24 protein-coding genes are annotated in these 21,931 nt (G+C 71.8%); 14 read left to right on the plus strand and 10 right to left on the minus strand.

The features are described 5' to 3' along the window. Nucleotides 1-24: 24 nt before the first annotated feature. Together ABZX61_RS45540 and ABZX61_RS45545 are read left to right on the plus strand one after the other, a co-directional pair. Nucleotides 25-549 (plus strand): sigma-70 family RNA polymerase sigma factor, encoded by a 525-nt coding sequence (locus ABZX61_RS45540; RefSeq protein WP_350733159.1) that lies wholly within the window; start codon nt 25-27, stop codon nt 547-549. A 150-nt stretch (nt 550-699) separates the two neighbouring features. Then, the gene (locus ABZX61_RS45545) at nt 700-1,395 is read left to right on the plus strand and encodes a zf-HC2 domain-containing protein (protein ID WP_350733161.1); all 696 of its coding nucleotides are present in this window, start codon (nt 700-702) and stop codon (nt 1,393-1,395) included. Between the two features lie 2 nt (nt 1,396-1,397). Here ABZX61_RS45545 and ABZX61_RS45550 read toward each other — a convergent pair whose 3' ends face one another. The 6 genes from ABZX61_RS45550 to ABZX61_RS45575 all read right to left on the minus strand — a co-directional run bounded on the left by ABZX61_RS45550 (nt 1,398) and on the right by ABZX61_RS45575 (nt 8,258). Beyond that, the gene (locus ABZX61_RS45550; protein WP_355204225.1) at nt 1,398-3,677 is read right to left on the minus strand and encodes a hypothetical protein; all 2,280 of its coding nucleotides are present in this window, start codon (nt 3,675-3,677) and stop codon (nt 1,398-1,400) included. Beyond that, nucleotides 3,674-5,371 (minus strand): ABC transporter permease subunit, encoded by a 1,698-nt coding sequence (locus tag ABZX61_RS45555; protein WP_355204228.1) that lies wholly within the window; start codon nt 5,369-5,371, stop codon nt 3,674-3,676. The genes ABZX61_RS45550 and ABZX61_RS45555 overlap by 4 nt, the downstream gene beginning before the upstream one ends. Next, nucleotides 5,368-6,588: a hypothetical protein gene (locus ABZX61_RS45560; RefSeq protein WP_355204231.1), complete on the minus strand. Its 1,221-nt coding sequence runs from the start codon at nt 6,586-6,588 to the stop codon at nt 5,368-5,370. The genes ABZX61_RS45555 and ABZX61_RS45560 overlap by 4 nt, the downstream gene beginning before the upstream one ends. Then, nucleotides 6,572-7,225 carry an ATP-binding cassette domain-containing protein gene (locus ABZX61_RS45565; RefSeq protein WP_350733168.1) on the minus strand — a complete coding sequence of 218 codons (654 nt, stop codon included), beginning with the start codon at nt 7,223-7,225 and terminating at the stop codon, nt 6,572-6,574. The genes ABZX61_RS45560 and ABZX61_RS45565 overlap by 17 nt, the downstream gene beginning before the upstream one ends. Before the next feature lie 68 nt (nt 7,226-7,293). Then, nucleotides 7,294-7,662 (minus strand): VOC family protein, encoded by a 369-nt coding sequence (locus ABZX61_RS45570; RefSeq protein WP_355204235.1) that lies wholly within the window; start codon nt 7,660-7,662, stop codon nt 7,294-7,296. Further along, complete coding sequence (locus ABZX61_RS45575) at nt 7,659-8,258, minus strand: alpha/beta family hydrolase (protein WP_350733170.1); 600 nt, start codon at nt 8,256-8,258, stop codon at nt 7,659-7,661. Before ABZX61_RS45575 ends, ABZX61_RS45570 begins: the two co-directional genes overlap by 4 nt. A gap of 91 nt (nt 8,259-8,349) precedes the next feature. Here ABZX61_RS45575 and ABZX61_RS45580 point away from each other — a divergent pair, with 91 nt between their 5' ends. Continuing rightward, complete coding sequence (locus tag ABZX61_RS45580; protein ID WP_355204238.1) at nt 8,350-9,018, plus strand: hypothetical protein; 669 nt, start codon at nt 8,350-8,352, stop codon at nt 9,016-9,018. Nucleotides 9,019-9,086: 68 nt separating this feature from the next. Here the strand turns inward: ABZX61_RS45580 and ABZX61_RS45585 are convergent, their stop codons facing one another. From ABZX61_RS45585 to ABZX61_RS45595, 3 genes are all read right to left on the minus strand, one after another. Beyond that, complete coding sequence (locus ABZX61_RS45585) at nt 9,087-9,455, minus strand: hypothetical protein (protein WP_350733174.1); 369 nt, start codon at nt 9,453-9,455, stop codon at nt 9,087-9,089. Nucleotides 9,456-9,557: 102 nt separating this feature from the next. Further along, nucleotides 9,558-13,019 carry a tetratricopeptide repeat protein gene (locus ABZX61_RS45590; protein ID WP_355204241.1) on the minus strand — a complete coding sequence of 1,154 codons (3,462 nt, stop codon included), beginning with the start codon at nt 13,017-13,019 and terminating at the stop codon, nt 9,558-9,560. 99 nt (nt 13,020-13,118) lie between these two features. Further along, nucleotides 13,119-13,811 carry a response regulator transcription factor gene (locus tag ABZX61_RS45595; RefSeq protein ID WP_185070386.1) on the minus strand — a complete coding sequence of 231 codons (693 nt, stop codon included), beginning with the start codon at nt 13,809-13,811 and terminating at the stop codon, nt 13,119-13,121. Nucleotides 13,812-13,987: 176 nt separating this feature from the next. Between ABZX61_RS45595 and ABZX61_RS45600 the strand changes: the two genes are divergently transcribed. From ABZX61_RS45600 to ABZX61_RS45645, 10 genes are all read left to right on the plus strand, one after another. Next, nucleotides 13,988-14,239 carry a MoaD/ThiS family protein gene (locus tag ABZX61_RS45600; protein WP_350733178.1) on the plus strand — a complete coding sequence of 84 codons (252 nt, stop codon included), beginning with the start codon at nt 13,988-13,990 and terminating at the stop codon, nt 14,237-14,239. A gap of 72 nt (nt 14,240-14,311) precedes the next feature. Beyond that, a complete protein-coding gene (locus tag ABZX61_RS45605) occupies nt 14,312-14,977 on the plus strand; it encodes a DUF2993 domain-containing protein (protein ID WP_355204244.1) in 666 nt (221 codons plus the stop codon). A gap of 37 nt (nt 14,978-15,014) precedes the next feature. Further along, the gene (locus ABZX61_RS45610; RefSeq protein WP_350733182.1) at nt 15,015-15,527 is read left to right on the plus strand and encodes a sigma-70 family RNA polymerase sigma factor; all 513 of its coding nucleotides are present in this window, start codon (nt 15,015-15,017) and stop codon (nt 15,525-15,527) included. Continuing rightward, a complete protein-coding gene (locus ABZX61_RS45615; RefSeq protein WP_355204247.1) occupies nt 15,524-16,339 on the plus strand; it encodes a zf-HC2 domain-containing protein in 816 nt (271 codons plus the stop codon). Before ABZX61_RS45610 ends, ABZX61_RS45615 begins: the two co-directional genes overlap by 4 nt. A gap of 28 nt (nt 16,340-16,367) precedes the next feature. Further along, complete coding sequence (locus tag ABZX61_RS45620; RefSeq protein WP_355204250.1) at nt 16,368-16,817, plus strand: thioredoxin family protein; 450 nt, start codon at nt 16,368-16,370, stop codon at nt 16,815-16,817. 171 nt (nt 16,818-16,988) lie between these two features. Next, a complete protein-coding gene (locus tag ABZX61_RS45625; RefSeq protein ID WP_350733189.1) occupies nt 16,989-17,402 on the plus strand; it encodes a DUF4395 domain-containing protein in 414 nt (137 codons plus the stop codon). Beyond that, entirely contained in the window at nt 17,399-18,238 is an 840-nt protein-coding gene (locus ABZX61_RS45630) for a sulfurtransferase (RefSeq protein ID WP_350733191.1), read from the plus strand. The genes ABZX61_RS45625 and ABZX61_RS45630 overlap by 4 nt, the downstream gene beginning before the upstream one ends. Beyond that, nucleotides 18,238-18,540 (plus strand): DUF1416 domain-containing protein, encoded by a 303-nt coding sequence (locus ABZX61_RS45635; protein WP_185070393.1) that lies wholly within the window; start codon nt 18,238-18,240, stop codon nt 18,538-18,540. Before ABZX61_RS45630 ends, ABZX61_RS45635 begins: the two co-directional genes overlap by 1 nt. An 85-nt stretch (nt 18,541-18,625) precedes the next feature. Continuing rightward, nucleotides 18,626-19,186, plus strand: coding sequence for an RNA polymerase sigma factor (locus ABZX61_RS45640; protein ID WP_350733193.1), 561 nt, complete (start codon nt 18,626-18,628; stop codon nt 19,184-19,186). Next, complete coding sequence (locus ABZX61_RS45645) at nt 19,183-19,920, plus strand: methylated-DNA--[protein]-cysteine S-methyltransferase (RefSeq protein ID WP_355204254.1); 738 nt, start codon at nt 19,183-19,185, stop codon at nt 19,918-19,920. The genes ABZX61_RS45640 and ABZX61_RS45645 overlap by 4 nt, the downstream gene beginning before the upstream one ends. Here ABZX61_RS45645 and ABZX61_RS45650 read toward each other — a convergent pair. Next, nucleotides 19,917-20,465, minus strand: coding sequence for an XRE family transcriptional regulator (locus ABZX61_RS45650; protein ID WP_350733197.1), 549 nt, complete (start codon nt 20,463-20,465; stop codon nt 19,917-19,919). The genes ABZX61_RS45645 and ABZX61_RS45650 overlap by 4 nt on opposite strands. 215 nt (nt 20,466-20,680) lie before the next feature. Here ABZX61_RS45650 and ABZX61_RS45655 point away from each other — a divergent pair, with 215 nt between their 5' ends. Beyond that, on the plus strand, nt 20,681-21,928 hold the full coding sequence (locus tag ABZX61_RS45655) for a hypothetical protein (RefSeq protein WP_355204257.1): 1,248 nt from the start codon (nt 20,681-20,683) through the stop codon (nt 21,926-21,928). Nucleotides 21,929-21,931: the final 3 nt, after the last annotated feature.

Below are 21,931 nucleotides of genomic sequence, written 5' to 3' on the forward strand. Positions count from 1 at the left end.
TATCCGCAGCGCGAGGAGTCGCGGGTGAATCACCGCGTGACCGACGAGGCCATGGTCCGAGCCCTGTACCGCGAATACGGCGCCCCCCTGATGGCCTTCGCCGTCCGGCTGACGGGTGGTGATCGGCGCTGGGCCGAGGACGTCGTGCAGGAGACCCTGGTACGCGCCTGGCGCAACCTCCCCGACCTGCGTACCGACTCCGGCTCCCTGATGCCCTGGCTGGCGACCGTCGCCCGCCGCGTGGTCATCGACAACCGGCGCCGTTCCGGCTCGCGCCCGCTCGACACCGTCGAGGACGTCCCGGAACGCCTCAACTCGGTGGCCGCGGAGGACGAGCAGCTGTTACGCGAGATCGTCGTGACCGACGCGATGATGTCGCTCTCACCGGCCCATCGGCAGGTGCTCACGGAGACGTTCCTCCTGGACCGCACGGTCCAGGAGGCGGCGGAGATCATCGGGGTGCCCGTGGGCACCGTGAAGTCCCGCGTGTACTACGCCATGCGCGCGTTACGCGTGGCGCTGGAGGAAAGGGGGGTGACGCTGCCATGACGTGGGAGGCGCGTCACGATGAGAGCCACACCGAAAGGGGGGTGACGCTGCCATGACGAGGGAGGCGCGTCACTACGGAAGCCACCGCGAAAGGGGGGGTGACGCGCTCATGTCGGAGATGCGTCACGCAGCAAGGGGGGTGACGCTCTCATGACCGAGGTGCGTCACGAAGACGTGGCCGCATACGCGCTCGGCCTGCTCCGCGGGGAGGAGAAGGCCGATTTCGAGCGCCACCTGAGGGGCTGCCCGAGCTGCGCGGAGGAGGCCGGGGCGTTCGCCGCGATGGGGGAGCTGATCAAGACCGTCCACCCGGACGACCTCCTGCCCAGCCCGCCCGACCCCGAGGTCGAATCACTCCTGGTGCGCCGCGCCGCCACCGAACGCCGCCGCCGGAGCCTGCACCGCACGTTCATGTCCGCCGCCGCCTGCGTGCTCGTCGCGGCCGGCGTCTTCCTCGCCGTCAGCTCGGTCACGAGCGGCCCCAACCCCGACAGCGTCCACAGCCCGGCCCGCGCGCTCCTCATGACCGGCCACACCTACTCCGCCACCGACAAGAGCACCGGCGTGTCCGCTCTCGTCGGGCTGGAGGACAAGGGCTGGGGCAGCCACGTCGCGCTGGAGCTCAAGGGCGTCAAGGGCCCGCTGCAGTGCCGCCTCCTGGCGGTGGGCAACGACGGCCGCTCCGAGGTGGTGGCGAGCTGGGGCGTGCCCGACAAGGGGTACGGCGTGCCCGGAGCCCCCGACCCCCTGCTGCTGCACGGCGGCACCAGCCTCCCGGAGTCCGAGCTGAACCACTTCACGGTCGAGACCTTCGACGGCAGGAGCCTGGCCACGATCCCGGTGTGAGCTCACAGCTCCGACAGGCTCGCGCGCAGCTCGCGGACCTGCCGCGGCTCCGCGATCCCGTCCCAGGGGGAGAGCGCCGCCAGCCCCGCGTCGCGGTGCTCGGCGGCGCTCCCGGCCCGCAGCCGGGCCAGGTGGAGGTGGGCCAGCGCCGTGCTCACCCCCGTCGGGGGCAGCCGCGGCTCGGCCTCCGCCAGCAGCGCGACGACCTCCTCGGGACGGTGATCGGGCTCCTCCAGCAGCACCCCGGCCCGCTGCACGAGGCAGCGGGCCCGCCCGATCTCGTCGGCGGTCTCCGCGTAGAGCCGCTCGGCCTCCTTCAGGTTGGACCTCGCGTCGAAGCGCAGCCCCAGGTAGTGGTGCGCGAGCGCGAGCAACTCCTGCGCGTGCGCCGCCGCGCCGTCGTCGTCGGCCCGCGTGGCCAGGTCGAGCGACTCGAACAGCACGGCGCGGGCGTCGGCGTACAGGCGGCGCGCCTCGGGGTCGCGCCCGTCGCCGTCGAGCGTCTGCCCCTTGCGCAGGAGCAGCGCGGCCACGTTGATCAGCCGGAGCGAGTGCCCGGCCAGGTCGCCGCCGGACAGCGCCTGGCCGTACCGTACGAGCGCCGACTCGACGGCGGTGAACTCGTCGCCGGCGGCCAGGAGGATGGCCGCGTGCTCCAGGTGCAGCTCGGCGGGCCACGACTCCACCCTGACCCGCAGCCTGGCCGCCCGGTTGAAGTGCTGGCGGGCCGTGGTCGGGTCACCCCAGGTGAGCAGGATCGCGCACTGGCGCAGCTCGGCCGTGGCCTGCACGTGCTCGTCGCGCAGCGCCTTGGCCGCCTCGGCCAGCGCCTCCGCGGCCCGCAGCCGGTCCTCGTGCCGCTGTTCGAGCCGGAACCAGGTCTCCAGCCCGTCCGCGATGCGCGCCAGCGCCCGGGCCGTCTTGGGCGCGGGGCTCCCGTGCGCCAGCACCTCCAGCAGCACCCTGTCCTCGATCGCGAACCAGGCGCGGGCCTCCTCGCCGGGTAACAGGGCGGCGAACGAGTCGGCCTCGTCGGCGAAGTGCTCGACCAGCCGGCGCCAGGCCGCGGCGTCCTTCGGGGAGGGAGGAGGCCCGGGCGTGCCGCTGGGGAACGCGCCGGTCACCCTGACGCGCGTCATCCGTACGTTCTCCACCAGGCCCAGGTCGGCCAGCTCCCCGATCGCGTCGGCGGCGGAGGGCACCCCGAGCAGCGCGGCGGCCGCCCGGTGGTCCACCTCGGCGATCGGCAGGCTCGCCAGCAGGACGAACAGCTGCTTGGCCGTCGGCCTGAGCTGCCTGATGCTGAGGTTGAGCACGAAGTCGAGGGTCTTGACGACGGACAGGTTTCGCAGGTCGTCGACCAGGGACTGGAGCGCGACGCCGGGGTTGCGGGCCAGCCAGCGGCCGATCCTGACGATCTCCAGCGGGCTGCCCAGGCAGGCGTCCACCAGCAGCCCGAGCGCCTTCGGGTCGCGGTTGACGCGCTCGTCGCCGATGTGGCGGGCCAGCAGCGCCTGCCCGGCCGCGGGCGCGAGCGGGCCGAGCTGGATCGGCTCGATGTGCTGCGGCAGCTCGTCGGTGAACGTGCCCGCCACCACGATGTGCGCGCCCGGCACCCGGGGCGGGAGCCAGGCGATCTGGCTCCAGGTGCTGACGTTGTCCAGCAGGAGCACCCGGTCCGTGCCGGTGAGCGCGTCGATCACCTGCGCGGTGGCGTCCTCCGGCTCCTGGATCGCGCCGGGCGGCCGGTCGAGGGTGCGCAGGACCCGCTGGGCCACGCTCAGCGGCGTCTCCGCGTGGTCGCGGTCGGGGCCGCGCAGATCGGCGTAGCGCTGCTTGCGGGCGTCCGCGGTCAGGTCCCACGTGGCCAGGGTCGCCACCGAGGACGTGCCCATGCCCATCGCGCCCTGCACGACGACGATCCCGCGCTCCTTCGCGCGCTCCTTGACCTGCTGGACCTCGGCGTCCCTGCCGACGAGCCCGTCGATCCGGTCGGGGAAGGGCAGGCGGTGGAAGATCGTCTGGGGTGGGGCCTTGCGGCGGCTGCGTACGAAATGGGTGAGCCAGCCGGCCACGACCGGGAGGGAGACGATCAGGATGACGAGCAGCCAGACGGGCAGCCACTCCGTCACCCGTTCGATCAGCTTCTCCTGCAGCAGCAGGACCGTGCCGCCCGCGGTCAGCAGCCCGCCGAGCCCCAGCTCGGGCAGGTGCGCCCCGGCCTGCCGGGAGAGCTGGGACAGGCGGAAGCGCAGCCGGTCCTTTCGCGAGATATCCGTCATCGGCGTACTCCTCGCGTCAGCCCCCGGTACAGCCAGCGCCCGGTGACGACCACCAGCAGCACGGGCACCGCGGTCGCGATCACCGACTGCGCCGCCAGCGGCCCGGCGGCGCTCATGAAGTGGCGGGCCTGCTCCAGCAGGATCAGCGGCAGGTGGTCGCCCGACGGCCAGTTGAGCAGCAGCCCGACGACCGTGTCGTTCCACACCAGGACGAAGGCCAGGACCGCGGCCAGCACCAGGGCCGGGCGCGCCTCGCGTACGACGTGGAACAGCTCCCAGCGGTCCCGCGCCAGCATGGGAGCCGGCACGCGGACGAACGCGTTGTACAGCACCAGCACCGCCAGCGGGATCACCAGCGCCGCGTGCACGATGGCCAGCGCCGGAGCGGTGCCGACGACCGGGCTGAGCCAGCGCTGCAGCGGCACCGCGAACGCCTGCGGCGGCAGCACGGCCAGGGCCACCGCGACCAGCAGCACCGGCCGCCAGGCCCGGCGCGGCAGCAGGTGCTCGTGCGCCAGCACGTACGCGGCCGGCACGGCGGCCAGCAGCACCAGGCACACCACCACGACGGCCCGCAGGAACGTGGTCCCGAGCGCGCCCGCGAACCCGCCGTCGGCCAGCGCCTCCGTGTACGATCCCAGCGTCCAGGGCCCGCCGCCCCACCACCCGGACAGCGCCGCGGCGACCGGGTCGCGCAGCGAGGTCAGCACGAGCACCAGGAACGGCAGCACCCAGAGCACCGACACCGCCGCGCACAGCAGCCAGATCCGCCAGCCCTTCCTGGGCGGCGGCGAGACCACCGGCTCGGCCCAGGTCACCCGCCCGCGCAGCCCGAACAGGGCGGGCACCGCCATCACGGCCACGAGGACCGACAGCCCCACGGAGAGCGCGGAGGCCCGCGTGTCGCCCAGGTCGCCGTGGTGCCGCCACCAGAACAGCCCGCCGCCCTCGATCTCGGCCTGCATCGAGCCGGGCGCGCCCATCAGCACGACGTCGAACACGCGGGCCGCCGCCGCCAGCGCGAACAGGTACGCCAGCGCCGCCGGCCCGGCGAGCGCCGGGACCACGACGGACCAGAGCCTGCGCCGCCGCCCGACGCCGAACGCCCTGGCCATCCGCAGCAGGTTGGTGGGCAGCCGGGCCAGCGCCTCGTGGAAGACCAGGAACGCGACCCCGGCCCACTGCCAGACCAGCGCCAGCCCGAACACCAGCCAGATCCACACGGGGCCGAGGAAGGCCACCTCCGTGCCGAACAGGGCGTTGACCAGGCCGCGGCGCGGGTTGGTGTCGAACATCAGCCGGAAGATCGCACCCGTGGTGAGCGGGGACACCGCGGCCGGCAGCACCAGCAGGAAGCGCAGCACGCCGCCGAGCACCGGGCCCGCGTTCCTGGCCAGCCAGGCCAGGCCGAGCCCCACGGCGCACACGACCACGGCCAGCACCAGCCACATGAACGAGTTGCCGAGCGACTGGAGCACCCGGCCGTCGAGCAGCACGTCGTACGCGCCGGGCCCGGCGGAGAGGCTGAGCACGACCGTCGCGCAGAGCGGCACCAGGATGACGCCCGCCGACAGCAGGACCGCCAGGAGGAGGTAGAGCGAGGCGCGCAGGCGGCCGATCCCGTGCCCGACCAGCGGGATCCTGGCGTCGTGGTGCGAGGCGGCCTCGAACAGGAAGGCGTTCCGCCGGCTCACAGGGCCCCCTCCTTGCTGCCCGCGACCAGCTTGTCGCGGGCCGCAGCCGCGGCAGTGGCGGGATCGACCGCGTTGACGGCGACGTCGGTGAACAGCTCGGTGAGCACCCGCCACAGCCCGCGCCCGTCGCCGCCCTCCAGGCCGCCGATGAGCCGGTCGGACAGGTCGTAGTGGGCGTTCACGGCGGCGTTCAGCTCCTGGGCGGGGCCGCGCAGCAACTGGTGGGAGGGCGGCGTGAACGGCGTCAGGAAGCCGCCGTCGGCGATCCAGCCGGTCAGCGCGTCGCGCTCGCCGCTCGCCCGCGGCCTGGTCAGCCAGTTGACGAAGTCGATCGCGTGCGCCGGGCCGGCCCGCATCGCCACCGCCACGTCGCCGCCGACGACCAGCGGGGGCAGGTTGCTGCCGTAGGCGGGGAAGCGGAAGTGCGCCCCGACGCCCTTGCCGCCGTAGTGCTCGATGACCGGCAGGGCGAAGTCCGGCGCGGCCACCACGCCGGCGGTGCGGTAGGCGAAGACGTCGAAGATCGAGTCGTGGAACTGCATGGTGAGCGCCCGCCGGGCCTGCTCGGGGGTGAACGCGCCGCGCCAGATCGTGCCGAGCAGCTCCAGCGCGTCCGCGACCTGCGGCACGCTCCACCAGTCGGGATTGCCCGGCAGGCCGGGCGGGAAGAGGCCGCCGTAGACCTCTGGGGCGAAGGCGAGCAGCACGTTCTCGAACCAGTCGCTGAGCACCCACCCGTCGGCCGCCCCGATCGCCAGGCTGCCCGGGGTGGGCTGCCAGGAGGTGAGGTCGGCGGGCGGCGTGTACTCCCCGGCCCGGTGCCAGACGAGCGACTTGTGCGCGAGCTTGAACCAGGCGCCCAGCTCCTCGTGGCTCCCAGGCGGCGTCACGAGCCCGCGCCAGAACTCCTGCTGCCGGTGGTCTCCCGTCCACGGCCGGATGCGCGGCCGGATCATCGGATCGAAGAGCAGGCCCAGCCTCGGGATCACGGCCACGTCGGGGACGACCTCCTCCGCGGGGCCGCGCAGCACGGCGGCGATGTTGTCGCCCGCCGAGAAGACGTGGACCGGGCGCCCGTACTCCTTGACCACGCCGAGGAAGCGCCGCAGCTCGTCGCCGCTCCAGACCACCGCCACCTGCAGCGGCCGCTCGCGGGCGCAGCCGGCCAGGGCCGCCGCCGGCAACGCGGCCAGCAACGCTCTACGGGTCAGGGGCATCGGCGATCTCCCAGAAGCGCGAGGGGGAGGCGAGGCTGGCCACCCTGGTCCGGTCGTCGGTGACGACCAGCACGGCCAGGCTCGGGTCGGTGCCCAGCGCCGCGCTCACGGCCGCGTGGCAGGGCCCGCAGCCCGTGCGGTCCTCGACCACCATCACCTTGACCGCCGTCCGCCGGCACAGGGCCCGCGCCAGCGCCACGTGCAGCCGCTCGTCGTGGGCCAGCTCGTGCGGCCGCGACCGCAGGAAGCCCTGGATGTCGGTCTTCTTGGCCATGTACGCGACCATGCCGCGGATGGGCGGGGACGCCTGGTCGTCGCGGGCGGTCAGCGCGAGGTTCTGCTCGACGGTCAGGTGCGGCAGCAGGCCCGCCCCGGCCGGGACCAGCCCGATCTCGCGCTCGGCGGGCAGCCGCATGGTGATCTCCTGGCCGTGGATGCGGATCTGGCCGTCGTCGGGCATCTCCAGGCCGATGAGGACGTCGGTGAACGCGTCGGCCTCGGCGCAGTCGGCGGCCACCACCACGGCGGTGCGGCCGGGGCCGACGGTCAGGGGATCGGGCGCGAGGGCGCGGCGCGTGCCGTGCGCCTGCCAGGCGAGGCCGGACAGCTCAAGAACCGGCGCGACCTCGACCACCATTCGACGTTTTCACAAACAGTGGATCACGGCAACGTAATTGACCGCTTCCGCAACGTGTCGATCCGGCGCTACCCGCTCACCCAGAGGCAGAACGGGTGCCCTGCCGGGTCGAAATGCACGCGTACGTCGTCCTGTGGCTGGAAATCGGCCACGGTCGCGCCCAGCTCGACGGCGCGGGCGCTGCTCGACTCGAGATCGTCGACCTCGATGTCCAGGTGCATCATCATCTGCTGGCCGCCGGGCGGCGCGGGCCAGGCCGGGCGGACGAAGCCGGGGTCGCTCTGGAAGGCCAGCCCGGGGCCGCCTTCCGGCGCGGCGAGCAGCACCCAGTCGGTCTCCTCGTCCTTGACCCGCCAGTCGAGCAGTTCGCGGTAGAAGGCGGCCAGCGCCGGCCCGTCGAGCGCTTCCAGACAGACGGTCGACCACCTGAACCTCATGCGGGACTCCTGAAATGGGTCGTGAACCAGTTTCTGGCGTGCTCGGCCACTGTCTCCAGCGCGCCGGGCTCCTCGAACAGGTGGGTGGCCCCGGGCACGACGGTGATGCGGCTCTCGGCGCTCAGACGCTGCTGGGCCTCCTCGTTCAGTTTCACCACGATCGGATCCCGGCCGCCCACGATGAGCAGCGTGGGCGCGCGTACCGCCGCGAGCCGAGGCCCCGCCAGGTCGGGCCGCCCGCCGCGCGAGACGATCGCGGAGACCGCGTTGTCCGGCTCGGCCGCCGCCCACAGCGCCGCCGCCGCGCCGGTGCTGGCCCCGAAGTAGCCGATGGGCAGCCCCGCCGCGTCCTCCTGCTCGCGCAGCCGGCGCGTACGTTCCAGCAGCCGCTCGGCCAGGAGCGCGATGTCGAAGACGTTCGCCCTGTCGGCCTCCTCCTGGGGCGTGAGCAGGTCGAACAGCAGGGTGCCCAGCCCCGCCTTGTTGAGCGCCCCGGCCACGTAGCGGTTGCGCGGGCTGAGCCGGCTGCTGCCGCTGCCGTGCGCGAACACCACCACTCCATGAGCGGCGTCGGGAACGACCAGATCGCCGGACACGTGCCCCACCTCCCTCCCCGTCCACCTGCCACTGCCCGTGCAAGCCCTGGTCTATCCGCGCCGGTATGGCGTGATCAGGCATACTGCACGGATGTCCGATTTCGCCGACTTCCGGATCGAGGGGCGGGCGGCTCTGCTGGCGGGCCGGGCGACCCACGACAGTCCCATGGTGGAGGGCGCGAGGCGGTGGGGAGCGGCGGCCGTGCTCCGTCCCTCGGGTGAGGTGCTGGACCGGCTGGCGGCGCTGGCCGGGACCATCGAGGCGCCGGGGCACTGGGTGCACGGCAGGCGGACCCTGCACGTCACGCTCAGGTCCCTGGAGCCTTACCGCGACCGGATCCCGGCCGGCGACCCGCTCCGCGCGGTCTACCGGGACGCGCTGGCCGAGGCGGCGAAGGGGGTCCCGGCCGCGCGGGTGCGGCTGGCGGGCGTGAGCCCCCATCCCGGCGGCGTCCTGGTCTGCGGCCATCCCGAGGACGACACGCTGGTCAGGCTGTGGGAGCGGTTCGCGGCGGCGATGGCCTCGCGCGGGGTGCGGGACCTGGAGCACGGACGCGTACGCGACCGCTGGTACGTCAGCCTCGTCCACTTCGCCGGCCCGCTCGCCAGCCCCCGCCCGATCGTCGACTGGTGCGACGCCCACGCCGACGTCGACCTGGGCCTTGCCGAGTTGGGCACGGCGGAGATCGTGCAGTTCGTGCTCGCGGACACGAGCATCCACGTCAAGGCGCTGGAGGAGGCCCGGCTGGGCCGGGCGTGACGGCCCGAGCATGACGGCGGGGCGCCACCCGGCCCCATTCCGAGGGTGGCGCCCCGCCGTCGTCCAGGTCAGCCCAGCACCACCGCGGTGACGAACTGCAGCAGGTGCCAGGCCACGTAGGCGCTCAGCGAGCAGAAGGCCCACTCCTTGCCCCGGCTGATCCTGGAGATCCACCGGAGCTCCTCCGCGGGCTCCCTGCGCGCTTTGAGGGTCCTGGTGACGAAGTACGCCGACATCAGCCAGGCCGCCCCCGATCCGCCGAGCAGCCCCAGGGAGAGGGCCAGCAGGATCGGGGAGCCGCCCAGGAGGTCCGACGGCGGGAGCTGGCGGACCCAGGCGGCCGGCACGCCGGTGAGCAGGACAACAGTGATCCGCCGGTCCTTGCGCGCCTGGCGTTTGAGCCACTGAAGGTCTCGACGCAGATGGTTCTTGAGCATCCGGATCACCCCCGTTGGAGTAGCTGGTAGCACCAGCTAACGGAAATTTCCGGAGAAGATCTGCGACCTCACATCCGAGATTTCACGACTTTTAGCGATATTTCAGGACGTGGGGCTGGTCCCCAGCTCGCGGAGATCCTCCGACACCCGCCGTACCTCGAAGACGTCCCCCACCTCCTCCAGCAGCCGCAGCGCCTCCCGCAGATAGCCGCCGGCCGGGCCCCGGTTCCCCAGCCTGGCCGAGATCAGCCCCAGCGCCCGCAGCGCGCACCCCAGGTCCCGCCTGGTCCCGCACTCCAGATGGACGTCCCTGGCCTGGCGCGCGTGGACCAGCGCCTCCCCGGCCAGACCGAGGTCCAGCAGCACCATGGCCAGCGTAGTGAGCGCCGCCGCCCACCGGTCCTTCGTGCCGGTCTCGTTCTGCAGCTCGACCGTCTCCCACGCGAGCTTCAGCGCCTCCTGCGGCTCGCCCGCCGTGTGCAGCGCCTGCGCCATCGACAGCAGCGCGCTGGCCCGGTTGTCCCGCAGCTCCTCCCTGATCGCCAGCGACGACTTGGCCGCCCGCAGCGCGGGCTGGTGCTGCCCCAGCGACAGGTACGTGTTCGCCAGCGTCTCCTGCACGTCCGCCTCGGCCCGCCGGTTGCCCATGCCCTGCACGATGTCCAGGGCTTCGAGCGCGTACACGAACGCCACGTGCGGCAGCCCCTGCCGCCGCCGCACCCTGGCGAGCCGGTTGAGCATGCGGGCCTCCACCGGCTCGTCGCGGATCACCCGGCTGATCGTCAGCGCCTGGTTGAGGTAGTCGTCGGCCCGCAGGTAGTCGGACAGCCGCCAGTGCACCAGCCCGATGTCCCCGAGCGTCTCCGCCTTGCCCTGCTCGTGGTGGAGCTCCACCTGCACGGCCAGCGCCTGCTCGTAGTAGGCCAGGGCCTCGTCGTACCGGGAGCCGTTGCGCGCGATCCGGCCGAGCGCGCACAGGGCGCGCCCGCAGCCGTGCTGGTCGCCCGTCGCCGTGTACCCGGCCAGGGCCCGCTCGGCGTCCCGCTGCGCGTCGTGCGGCAGCCGCAGCAGGTCGTAGATCTCGGCCAGGCAGAGCAGCGTCTCGGCCTCGGCGTGCTCGTCGCCCAGCTCGTGGCAGATCGACAGCGCCTCCAGGCCCTCGGACAGCGCCGCGTTGGGCTCGCCCAGGTCCCGCTGCACCGTGGCCAGGATGATCAGGCTCTGCGCCGTGCCCCTACGGTCGCCGAGCTCCTCGCGTACCTCCAGGGCCTGGCCCGCGTGCTGCAACGCCAGTTCGTAGCGCTCCTGCGAAAGGTGCAGCCGCGAGAGCGTGTGCAGGCAGCTCGCCACCCCGGCCAGGTCGCCGATCTCGCGGTAGAGGTCGAGCGCCTCGCCCGCGCACCGCAGGGCCTCCTCGTTGTGGCCCGCGATGCCGTGCACCTCGGCCAGGTCGTTGAGCGCGCGGGCCCGCCCTTCGGCGTCGCCGAGCGAGGCGAACTCCTCCAGCGCCTCCCCGATGAACCTGGCCGCGAGCGTCGAGGGCCCGATGTCCCGATGGATCGAGCCCAGGTTGCTGCGCATGCGCGCGATCGCCCGCCGGTTGCTCACCTGCATCGCCGAGGTCAGCCCGGCCTGCTGGATCTCCAGGTTGATCTCGTTGTACCGCAGCTTCCTGAACGGCTCGAACACGGCCTCGGCCAGCCGCCACGCCATCCCCTGGGCGCCGCTCTCCTCGGCCAGCCGCACGGCCGAGACCAGCGAGCGCCGCTCGGCCTCGAACCACTCGGGCGCCGTCGCGGGGTCGGTCGCCACCGCCAGGTAGTGGTCGAGCAGCCGCGCCCTGGCCTCCCGCACGCCTGCCTCGGCATGCCGGCCCAGCTCCCTGGCCAGCCGCTTGACCAGGTCGTGCACCCGGTAGCGCGGCCCGGCCAGCGGCTCGACGAGATACGCCCGGTGCAGCCCCTCCACCGCCACCACGGCCTCGCTGACCGGGGCGCCGAGCGCGGCGGCCAGCACCTCGGGCGTGAAGTCCCGGCCCGGCAGCAGCCCCACGTGCCGGAACGCGCGCCGCTGCCCCGGGCTCAGCGACTCGTACGCCAGGTCGAGCGCCGACCTGAACGCCTCCTCCGGATCGCCCACCAGGAGCGTGCCCGGCCTGCGCAGCTCCTGGACCCGCTCCTGCACGCTCAGCCCGGGGCTCTCGGCCAGCTTGGCCGCCGAGATCCGCAGCGCGAACGGGTGGTACGAGCACACCCTGGCCAGCTCGGCCAGCGCGTCCCGGTCGGCGGCCCGCGGGGATTGCTCCCCGAGCACGGCCACCAGCAGCGCCACCGCGTTGCCGGGGTCGAGCACCGGCAGGTCCATGAGGTCGGCGTGCCCGGTGGCCCGCAGCGGCGCCATCCGCGTGCGGCTGGTCACCAGCACCACGCAGTCCTTGCCGCCCGGCAGCAGCGCCCGCACCTGCGCCGGGTCGGCGGCGTTGTCGAGGATGAGCAGCAGCCTGCGCCCGGCGATCCTGCTGCGGTAGAGCAGCGTCAGCTCGGCCTCGTCGTCGGCGGGCATGTGCTCGCCGACCCCGAGCGAGCGCAGGATCTGCCCGAGCGCCTCGGCCGGGGTCATCGGCGGCTGGCTCGGCGACTGCCCGCGCAGGTCGATCACGATCTGGCCGTCGGGGAACCGGCCGGCGTGCAGGTGCCCCCAGTGCGTCACCAGCGCGGTCTTGCCCACGCCCGGCAGTCCCTGCACGATCATGGTGTTCGTCCGCCTGGGCCGCTCCAGCCAGGCGGTGAGCAGGTCCAGGCTCTGCTGGCGGCCGGTGAAGTCGGACACATCGGCGGGGAGCTGGCGCGGCTTCGGCACCTCGCCGAGGGGCAGCGGCTCCGCGAGCGCCCCCGGCCTGGTCAGGAACGGCGTCACCCGTCCCTGCCACGGCTCCGACAGGTGCTCCCAGCCGCCCGCCACATCGCGCATCGCGGACGGGTCCGCGATGCGCAGCCGCCGGTAGCCGGGCCGTACCAGCCAGCCCCGCTGGACCCACTGCGTGAGCTGACGCTGCACCACGTCGGGGGAGCTGCCAACGAGGTCGGCCAGCGTCTCCATGGACAGCGGCGGCGCGGACTCCGCGGCCAGCGCGTAACGCTCGTCCAGGTGCAGCAGCCACACGGCCAGCCGGGCGGCGACGGGGGCCCGGGCCAGCGACTCGTGCCTGCGGGCGGCCACGTTCCTGGCGAACAGCTCCTGCACCAGCGCCGTGGCCACGGCCGGGCCGGCGGCGGCGTGCTCGCGCAGCCGGCGCATGTCGATGGGCCAGGCCCGCACCTCGGTCAGCGCGTCCACCTTGGCGCGCTCGCCCGGGTTCCAGAAGGCGAGCTCGCCGACGAGGTCACCGGCGCCGCGCAGGTCGTGGATGGCCTCGCGCTCGCCCGCGGGGGTGTATTCGCGGGCGTAGCCGTGGTCGATGAGGTAAATCCGGTGGGCGGGCCGCAACGGCGAGCAAATGGTCTCGTTACGCCGGAAGACGCGGGGCCTGGCGCCCTCGTCCACCAACGACCGGAACAGACCCACCCCGACACCACCAATCTGGGGACGGCGGTGTCCTCGTATGACAGACGCGAAACAACCTCAACGACAATGTGTCATATCGGCGGGTGCCTCTGTCAACGATCAGACGGCGGCGGTGTCCTGCCGGTCGGGGACGAAGCGGTAGCCGACGTTACGGACCGTACCGATGAGGGATTCGTACTCGGTGCCGAGCTTGGCGCGCAGGCGCCGCACGTGGACGTCGACCGTCCTGGTGCCGCCGAAGTAGTCGTAACCCCAGACCTCCTGCAGCAGCTGGGCGCGGGTGAAGACCCGGCCCGGGTGCTGGGCGAGGTATTTCAGCAGCTCGAACTCCTTGAACGTGAGGTCGAGCACCCGTCCGCGCAGCCGCGCGGTGTAGGTGGCCTCGTCGATCGACAGGTCGCCGCTGCGGATCTCGTCGGGCACCTCCTCCGTCGCGGCCTGCGAGATGCGGCCCGTGGCCATGCGCAGGCGCGCCTCCACCTCTGCCGGGCCCGCGCTGTCGAGCAGCACGTCGTCCACACCCCACTCGGCCGTCATCGCGGCCAGCCCGCCTTCGGTGACGATCACCAGCAGCGGGCAGTCGATGCCGGTCGTGCGGATCAACCGGCACAGGCTCTTGGCCTGCACGAGTTCCTTCCGCGCGTCGACGAGGACCGCGTCGGCGGGAGGCGTGTCGATCAGCGCGGACGCCTCCGCGGGTGAGACCCGGACCGAGTGGAGCAGCAGGCCCAGCGCCGGGAGCACCTCGGCGGACGGCTCGAGGGCGTTGGTCAGCAGGAGCAGGTTGCTCATTACGGCCTCCTCAAACACGCAAGGACCCGGGGGCTTCATCGCCCAGGTCCCGTAGGTGAGGATATCCCACGAGTAAGTCGCGTCCATTGCGCGTCCAACAGGTGAACAGCGCGTCTCTCGAAACAACCTTGTTAAGGGCGACGCACAATAGACCGGAAAGGGATTGTGAGGTGCCCATGGCCACGGGAAAGGTACGTTATTGGGCTGCGGCGAAGGAGGCGGCCGGAGTGGCGGAAGAGCCGTTCGACGCGGTCACTCTTGGTGAACTCATGACGAAAATCACACAGAACCATGGGGATCTGGCGCGCGTGGTGAGGCGTTGCTCGTTCCTCGTGGACGGCTCTCCGGTCGGCAAACGCCCTCATGACGAGGTCGTTCTCGCCGACGGGGCGACCGTGGAGGTGCTGCCGCCGTTCGCCGGCGGGTGATGGGGCCTTCCGTGGGGGAATGAGTGAGTCCAGTCGATAGGCTCTTGACCCCCGCCACAGACAGGGAGCCCCATGCGGAAGCTGATCATTTTCCTGATCGTGCTGGTCATTCTCCTTGTCGCCGTCGACCGGGTCGCCGTGGCGGGCGTGGAGCGCGATCTCTCCAACCGGATCGCCGCCGCGACCGACCTGTCCGACAAGCCGACCGTGACAATTGAGGGCATCCCATTTCTCACGCAGGCCATCTCGGGGCGCTATCCGGAGGTACGGTTCAATCTCGGCACGTTCACCTACGGTGGCGTGCCGATCAAGAACCTCCGGGGCGCCGCCTACGACGTGACGGCTCCCCTGGCGGACGTCCTGCAGAACAGAGCCAACATCCAGGCCGGGCGCGTGGCCATCGCCGGCACCCTGACCAGGGCGACGATCGACAAGTACGCCCCCAGCGGCGTCAAGATCGGCGGCAACGGTGAGCGGCTCACGGCGTCGGGCGAGGTGACGGTCGGGGTGAACAAGGTGAAGTTCAACGCCGAGATGCGGGTCGAGCTGGTCGACGGCGGCATCAAGATCCAGGCCGAGAAGATCGAGGGCGTGCCCGACCAGCTCGCGTCGCTCGTCTCCTACACCATCAAGTTCAAGGGGAAGCTGCCCTTCGACGTGAAGGTGACCGGGGTCAAGAGCGTGGCCGAAGGATTGGAGATCTCGGCCGAAGCGTCTGACGTGCCGATCCGTGGATGAGGCTGAACCGGTCCGGCCCGACGTACGTGAAGAGGGTGTGAGCGCAGCCGGCACCGCGGATGAGGAACTCGTGAGAACCCTCTTCGACGAGCATGCCGGGCCACTCTACGGCTACGTCCTGCGGCTGACCGGTGATTCCGGGCGGGCGGAGGATGTCGTGCAGGAGACCCTGTTGCGGGCCTGGCGACATCCCGACGCCCTCTCGGGCCGGCCGGTGCGCGCGTGGCTGTTCACGGTGGCCCGGAACCTTGTTGTCGACCAGCATCGGGCCAAGAAGGCCAGACCGCAGGAGACCGGGGACGAGGCGCTGGCCGTCATGCCGGCGGACGACGACCTGGAGCGCGCCGTCGAGTCGTGGGCGGTGGCCGAGGCGCTGGCCGTGCTCAGACAGGAGCACCGTGAGGTGCTGCTGGAGGTCTACTATCGGGGGCGATCGGTGAAGGAGGCGTCGGCGACGCTGGGCATACCGCCGGGCACGGTCAAATCCCGCACCTACTACGCGTTGCGGGCGCTCAAACTGGCCCTCGAGGAGCGGGGGTTGGCGCCATGATGACGTGCGAGGAGGTAAGGCTCGCCCTGGGCGCGCACGCGCTGGGCGCGCTCGACCCCGACGAGGCGCTGGAGATCGACAACCACCTGGCGACCTGCGAGGAGTGCGGCCGCGAGCTGCTCGACCTCGAAGGCGTGGCCTCGTTTCTTGGCAAAGTGTCCGAACGAGACGTGGAGCTGGTGGCAAGCCCGCCGCGGCAGGTGCTCGACCGGCTGCTGAACGCCAGCGCGAAGCGCAACAGGCGCGGCCGGCTGCTGCTGGTGGCGGCCGCCTCCATCGCGTTGCTGGGGGTCGGCGGCACGATCGTGTCGGTCGTGAACAGCGGCACCCAGCAGCAGGTGGCCTCCGGGGTGGCGGCTCCCGTGTCCACCGAGGAGCCGCAGACGATGCGGGACTCGGCCTCGGAGTCCGACCAGGCGCCGCTGAGCCGTCTGGCCGAGCCGACACCGCAGGCCAAACGGCCCAGCAAGGCGGCGCCGTCCGCGTCGCCGTTCAAGATGGCCGAGGGCCTGAAGTTCTCCGGCGTGAACAGGGCCGAGAAGTACTCCGCCACCGTGTCGGTCTGGCCCGGCGGCAGCGGCACGGAGCTGGACGTGAGCGTGCGGGGCGTGCCCGTCGACACGACCTGCAGCCTCCTCGTCGTGGCCGGCGGGCGGCACGAGCTGACGGAGAGCTGGACGATCAGCCGCGAGGCGTACCAGGACAAGGCCGTCTTCAAGCGGTCGACGACGCTGCCCATGTCCGAGATCACCGCGTTCTACGTGGTCGACCAGAAGGAGAAGGTGCTGATCAGGATCCCGGTGCGGAAGTAAACGCGGGTGCGCGTGGTTGCATCGGGAGATGACTGGTTGGTGGGTGGCGCTGGCGACTCTGGCGCTCGGCTCTGTGATCGGGGTGGTTCGCCTGCGCCGCGACGGACGGGTGCGTGACACGGGTGGCGACCGGCTGTCCGAGGCCGACCTCGGCGCCGGTCTGGGCGAGCGGGCGACGCTGGTGCAGTTCTCCACCGCGTTCTGCCAGCCGTGCCGGGCGACCAGAAGGATCCTGGCCGACGTCAGCGGGATCGTGCCGGGGGTGACCCACGTCGAGATCGACGCCGAGTCCCGGCTTGACCTCGTACGGCGGCTGGACATCATGCGCACCCCGACGGTCCTGGTGCTCGACACCAGCGGAAAGATCGTGAAAAGGGCCGCCGGCCAGCCCCGCAAGGCGGACGTCCTGGCGGCCCTCGCCGCGGCCGTGTGGCCGCCGTCGTCTCACGAATCGTCTCACCAACCGGACGAGATGTGACAGATGACGAGACGCCGAGTAGTGTCTTCGGCATGTACCCAACGACAGAGCTGCTGACGAAGCGGCGCGCGGTTGATTTCTGCCGCGTGACCACCGCGCTCTGTCGCGCTGCCTGAGGACGATCCCGCGGACATCCGGTCCGCCCCGTCGACCCTTCAGGAGCATCCCGCGATGCGTGCCGATCCTAGAGCGCTGCGCTTCGGCGCGGCCATCACCACCCTGGTCCTCGCCCTCGTCCTGGTGACGGGGAGTGCCTGGCTTCTCGCCGTCCAGGCGATGGTCTTCGCACTCGGAGTCGTGGCGCGCTCGCCGTACACGATGCTCTTCAAGGCGCTCGTCAAGAGCGCCCCGAAGGAGACCGAAGACGCCCGCCCGCCGCGGTTCGCGCAGGCGGTGGGGCTGGTCTTCGCGATCGCGGGCCTGGTCGGATATCTCACCGGGATCACGCCGCTGGCCCTCGCGGCCACGGCGGCGGCTCTCCTCGCCGCCTTCCTCAACGCAGCCTTCGGATTCTGCCTTGGCTGCGAAATGTACCTGCTCGTTCGCCGTCTACTGCCCGCCGCCAAAATGGAGGTTTCCAAATGAGCCGCTCCGCCGCCCTGGTGGACGCCGACTGGGTCGAGGCCAACCTCGACACCCCCGGAGTCGTCCTCGTCGAGGTCGACGAAGACGTCAGCGCTTACGACAAGGGCCACATCCGTGGCGCCGTGAAGGTCGACTGGCGGCAGGACCTGCAGGACCCGGTGCGCCGCGACTTCGTGGACAAGACCGGTTTCGAGGCCCTGCTGTCCGACCGCGGCATCTCCAACGATGACACCGTCGTGCTCTACGGCGGCAACAACAACTGGTTCGCCGCCTACGCGTACTGGTACTTCAAGCTCTACGGCCACTCCAACGTGAAGCTGCTCGACGGCGGGCGCAAGAAGTGGGAGCTCGACTCCCGCGAGCTGGTTCGGGACGTGCCGGAGCGGGCCAAGACGCAGTACGTGGCGCAGGAGCAGGACACCAAGATCCGCGCCTTCCGCGACGACGTGGTCGGCGCCATCAGCAAGCTCAACCTGGTCGACGTGCGCTCGCCCGACGAGTTCACCGGCAAGCTGCTCGCTCCCGCGCACCTCCCGCAGGAGCAGGCGCAGCGCGCCGGCCACGTGCCCACCGCCCGCAACATCCCGTGGTCCAAGGCCGCCAACGACGACGGCACGTTCAAGTCCGACGACGACCTGCGCACGCTCTACGGCGAGGCCGGGGTCGACTTCGGCAAGGACACCATCGCCTACTGCCGCATCGGCGAGCGTTCGGCGCACACCTGGTTCGTGCTGCACGAGCTGCTCGAGCAGGACAACGTGAAGAACTACGACGGTTCGTGGACCGAGTACGGCTCGCTCGTGGGCGTGCCGATCGAGCTGGGGGAGGCCCGCTGATGACTGCTGCACAGGGTTGCGGAGCGCCGGAGCAGACGATCACTCTGCCCGCCGGGATCGACCTGTCCACCCAGGCCGTGATCCAGGGCGTGGTGACCGGCGCCGGCACGGCGTACGCGCGTCTGCTCGACCACTCCGGCGAGTTCACCGGCGAAGTCGTGGTGTCCGACGAGGGCGTCTTCCGCTTCTTCGCCGCCCCCGGCGACTGGACCGTCCGCATCATCGCGGGCGGCGGCGTCACCAGGGACATCAAGGTCGAGGCGAAGCTGGGCGAGGTCTCCTCGCTCGCGGTCGCCGTCTGAGGCTGCTGAGGTAAAAGACCCGCGTCCGATCCGGACGCGGGTCTTTTCGGTGCAACGGATCCGGGTGCGCCGGTGTTGTACCAACGTGAGAGAAACCGACTGTCCCGACCCGGTGCGCAAGGCGCTGCTCGACGACCTCGACGAGGGGTTCGCCGAGCTGTACGGCGCCTACCGCGGCCTGGTCTTCTCGACCGCGCTGCGGCTGAGCGGGCGTTGGGCCGACGCCGAGGATCTCACCGCGGAGGCGTTCCTGCGTGCGTACAGGGCGCTGGCCGGATACGAGCGCGACCGCATCGCCACGCTCCAGCCGAGGGCGTGGCTGATGACGATCCTGATGAACGTCTGGCGCAACTGCGCCAGGACCAGGTCCCGCAAGCCGCCACCGGAGCTGCGGGACCAGCCGATCGAGGAAGTCGACCCCGGTCAGGACGTCGAGGAGGCCGCGGTGCGCCGCGAGACCGGCGACGAGCTGGCCGGGCTGCTCGGCCTGCTGCCCGAGGAGCAGCGGGTCGCGGTGGTGCTCAGGCACGTCGTCGACCTGCCGGTCAGCGAGATCGCCACCGTGCTCAGGATCCCCCAGGGCACGGTCAAGTCGCACGTGTCGCGGGGACTGCGGCGGCTGCGCGCACTGGGAGGTGCCCGATGACCCACGATCCACTGCTGGCCGGGCTGTCGGCGCTGGCCGCCGACGCGCCAGAGGGACTGCTCGACCGGATCGCGGCCCGCTGGGTACGCGTCCCGAGCCCGATCGGGGAGCTGCGGGTCGCGTTCACCGACCAGGGCGTGGCCTACGTGCGCCCGGGTGACGGGTTCGCCGAGGCGTTCAGAGGGCGCTTCGCGCGCCCGCTGCTGCCCGCCGAACGCCCGCCCGCCGGGCTGCTGCCCGCGCTGCGCACGGGGCGCCTGGGCCGGCTGCGGCTGGACCTGCGCGGGGTGAGCGACTTCCAGCGCGACGTGCTGGAGACGGTCCGTACGATCCCGCGCGGCGAGGTCAGGCCGTACTCGTGGATCGCGGAGCGGATCGGCCGGCCCAGGGCGGTGCGCGCGGTGGGCACGGCGCTCGGCCGCAACCCCGTGCCACTGCTGATCCCGTGCCACCGCGTCACCCGGTCGGACGGCGTCGCGGGGGACTACGTGTTCGGCCCGGCGGCCAAGGAGCGGCTGCTGCTGGCCGAGGGCGCCGACCTGGAGCGGGTGCGGGAGCTGGCGGGGGACCGGGTGTTCTACCTGGCCAGCGACACCACGGGCGTGGTGTGCTTCCCGACCTGCCACAACGCGCGGCGCATCACGCCGCGGCACCGGCACGGCTTCCGCACCATCGCCCAGGCCAGGGCCGCCGGCTACCGGCCGTGCCGCACGTGCCGGCCCGCCAATGCCTAGGGCTTGATCGGGTAGCGCATGAGGAGCGTGGCGCGTACGACGTCGGGGCCGTGCGCGCGGTAGCCGTGCGGCACGTCGGAGATCCACGAGATGTGGTCGCCCGGCCCGGCGGTGAGCGGTTCGCGCATGGGGCCCGCGCTGAGCGTGCCCGTGAAGACCGTGACGTGCTCGCTCACGCCCTCGTGGTGGGCGGGTGAGGTCTGGGTGAGGCCCGGCGGGACGGTGACCCTGTAGAGCTCGTACGTGACCCGGTCGTCCTCGAACACCTCCAGCAGCTCCGCCTCCATCGCCCTGCCCCGCATGATCTGCGGCTCGGGCGGCGCGTCGAGTATCGCCCCGATCGGCACCCCGAGCTGCGCGGTGATCGCCCAGAGCGTCTCCGCCGTCGCGTCGACCTTGCCGGTCTCGACGTCCGACAAGGTTTCCCTGTCGATGCCCGCGCGCTTGGCGAGCTCCGACAGCGACACCCCGCGCTCGTGCCGCAGCCGCCGGAGGCGATCTCCCACGACGTGGGGATCGGCGTCGAGTGCGGGCCGTGGCTCCATAGAGCAATGGCACGCGCCCCGCCGCGGGACCGCCATTTCCCCGCCGATAACTCTTTTGTCACTGCCCGGGGACCACACCCGCACTGGCATGCGGAGCATCGCTCTTTCCGGGGTTGCTGCTGCGACATGTGTGACAGACCGATACGATTCTGCAGATGTCCGGTTCGACAGGTGTGGCGGCACCTCCCCGACCTGGGCCTACGCCGGCTCAGGGGATGCCGTCGCCGTATTCGCTGCCCCTGCACGCCCTACGGCTGGCGGGGAAGTGCGCCCTGCCGCTGATCCTCTGGTACGCCGCCGGTCAGCTGACCCGCTTCGTCCTGCTCTACGCCGCCACGGAGGTCGCCTACGGCGACTTCCGGCAGGTCCGCCTGGTCCTCGTGATGACGCTGCTCACGTTGATCATTCTGTCGGTGATGACGGTCACCGCCGGCATGCTCTACTCGCTGCGCAACGCCCTGTGGGAGATGCGCGCGAAGACCGAGGAGGGCATGCAGGACGAGCGCTTCTTCCGGGTGCTCGACCGGGTGGCCCCGGCCTTCGCCGTGCTCTACCTGGCGTGGGGGTTCCAGACGGAGGACGCCAGGGACGTCTACCAGATGGACCTGTTCCACCACATCTACGACCAGACGTCGGCGTCCTTCTTCGGGGAGCAGTCCCAGGTCGGCCGGGGACTCACGGACCTCGACTGGCGGGTGTCGCTGGGGGCGATGGCCGTCATGTTCGGGCTGAAGCTGCTCTTCGCCAAGCTCCTGGAGAAGACCGAGGGCAACGGCAAGTTCTACGGCTTCTGCGCGGCCTTCTCGGAGTTCGCCTTCGTCTTCTACGGCCTGAACGCCACCCTCTACATCGGCACCGCGCGCACCGACTGGGTCGAGCACCGCAATGTGGTGGCCGGCACGGAGGAGCTCTGGGCCGAGGCGCAGAAGAACGTGCCGCTGTGGGAGACCGTCACCGGCTTCCTCGGCGACGCCTGGCCGTACTTCCTCGACGCCGCGGCCGTCCCGCTGGCCTGGCTCACCGTGGCGATGCTCGTCTTCGGCTCGTACTCCGACGAGACCCGCGCCCTGGTCAAGGGCACCCGCCTGGAGCGGGGCGTGGACCGGCTGGAGGGCACCCACGACCTCACGCAGAAGTCGTTCGACCACCTCACCGGCGGGTTCAGGGACCGCTGGCTGCCGCTGGCCAACTCCCTGCGGATGGTGGTCAAGGCCGGCCTCCCGCTGTTCGGCATGATGTGCCTGTGCTACGTGGGCCTGCAGGTCGGTGGGCAATACGCCGAGCGGGGGCTGCGGTGGCTCATCGGCACCGAGCGGGAGTGGGTGTGGCAGTTCCAGGGGCCGCCGCTGACCTTCGTGCGCGAGATGATCGTGGCCGTGCTCACGATGGCGCTGCTGGCGGCCACGTACGACCTCGCGGCCACCAGGGCCCGGCTCAGAGGCGAGCCGTTCGACGACGTCTGAGCC

Origin of the sequence: Nonomuraea sp. NPDC003709 (genome assembly GCF_040610775.1) — a bacterium.
GTDB lineage: Bacteria > Actinomycetota > Actinomycetes > Streptosporangiales > Streptosporangiaceae > Nonomuraea > Nonomuraea angiospora_A.

Excerpts from the sequence above, each read along its gene's own strand:
- ABZX61_RS45545 (WP_350733161.1), top strand. The coding sequence starts at position 700 with ATGACCGAGGTGCGTCACGAAGACGTGGCCGCATACGCGCTCGGCCTG.
- ABZX61_RS45550 (WP_355204225.1), bottom strand. The coding sequence starts at position 3,677 with ATGACGGATATCTCGCGAAAGGACCGGCTGCGCTTCCGCCTGTCCCAG.
- ABZX61_RS45560 (WP_355204231.1), bottom strand. The coding sequence starts at position 6,588 with ATGCCCCTGACCCGTAGAGCGTTGCTGGCCGCGTTGCCGGCGGCGGCC.
- ABZX61_RS45565 (WP_350733168.1), bottom strand. The coding sequence starts at position 7,225 with ATGGTGGTCGAGGTCGCGCCGGTTCTTGAGCTGTCCGGCCTCGCCTGG.
- ABZX61_RS45570 (WP_355204235.1), bottom strand. The coding sequence starts at position 7,662 with ATGAGGTTCAGGTGGTCGACCGTCTGTCTGGAAGCGCTCGACGGGCCG.
- ABZX61_RS45580 (WP_355204238.1), top strand. The coding sequence starts at position 8,350 with ATGTCCGATTTCGCCGACTTCCGGATCGAGGGGCGGGCGGCTCTGCTG.
- ABZX61_RS45585 (WP_350733174.1), bottom strand. The coding sequence starts at position 9,455 with ATGCTCAAGAACCATCTGCGTCGAGACCTTCAGTGGCTCAAACGCCAG.
- ABZX61_RS45595 (WP_185070386.1), bottom strand. The coding sequence starts at position 13,811 with ATGAGCAACCTGCTCCTGCTGACCAACGCCCTCGAGCCGTCCGCCGAG.
- ABZX61_RS45600 (WP_350733178.1), top strand. The coding sequence starts at position 13,988 with ATGGCCACGGGAAAGGTACGTTATTGGGCTGCGGCGAAGGAGGCGGCC.
- ABZX61_RS45605 (WP_355204244.1), top strand. The coding sequence starts at position 14,312 with ATGCGGAAGCTGATCATTTTCCTGATCGTGCTGGTCATTCTCCTTGTC.
- ABZX61_RS45615 (WP_355204247.1), top strand. The coding sequence starts at position 15,524 with ATGATGACGTGCGAGGAGGTAAGGCTCGCCCTGGGCGCGCACGCGCTG.
- ABZX61_RS45620 (WP_355204250.1), top strand. The coding sequence starts at position 16,368 with ATGACTGGTTGGTGGGTGGCGCTGGCGACTCTGGCGCTCGGCTCTGTG.
- ABZX61_RS45625 (WP_350733189.1), top strand. The coding sequence starts at position 16,989 with ATGCGTGCCGATCCTAGAGCGCTGCGCTTCGGCGCGGCCATCACCACC.
- ABZX61_RS45630 (WP_350733191.1), top strand. The coding sequence starts at position 17,399 with ATGAGCCGCTCCGCCGCCCTGGTGGACGCCGACTGGGTCGAGGCCAAC.
- ABZX61_RS45635 (WP_185070393.1), top strand. The coding sequence starts at position 18,238 with ATGACTGCTGCACAGGGTTGCGGAGCGCCGGAGCAGACGATCACTCTG.
- ABZX61_RS45645 (WP_355204254.1), top strand. The coding sequence starts at position 19,183 with ATGACCCACGATCCACTGCTGGCCGGGCTGTCGGCGCTGGCCGCCGAC.
- ABZX61_RS45650 (WP_350733197.1), bottom strand. The coding sequence starts at position 20,465 with ATGGAGCCACGGCCCGCACTCGACGCCGATCCCCACGTCGTGGGAGAT.
- ABZX61_RS45655 (WP_355204257.1), top strand. The coding sequence starts at position 20,681 with ATGCCGTCGCCGTATTCGCTGCCCCTGCACGCCCTACGGCTGGCGGGG.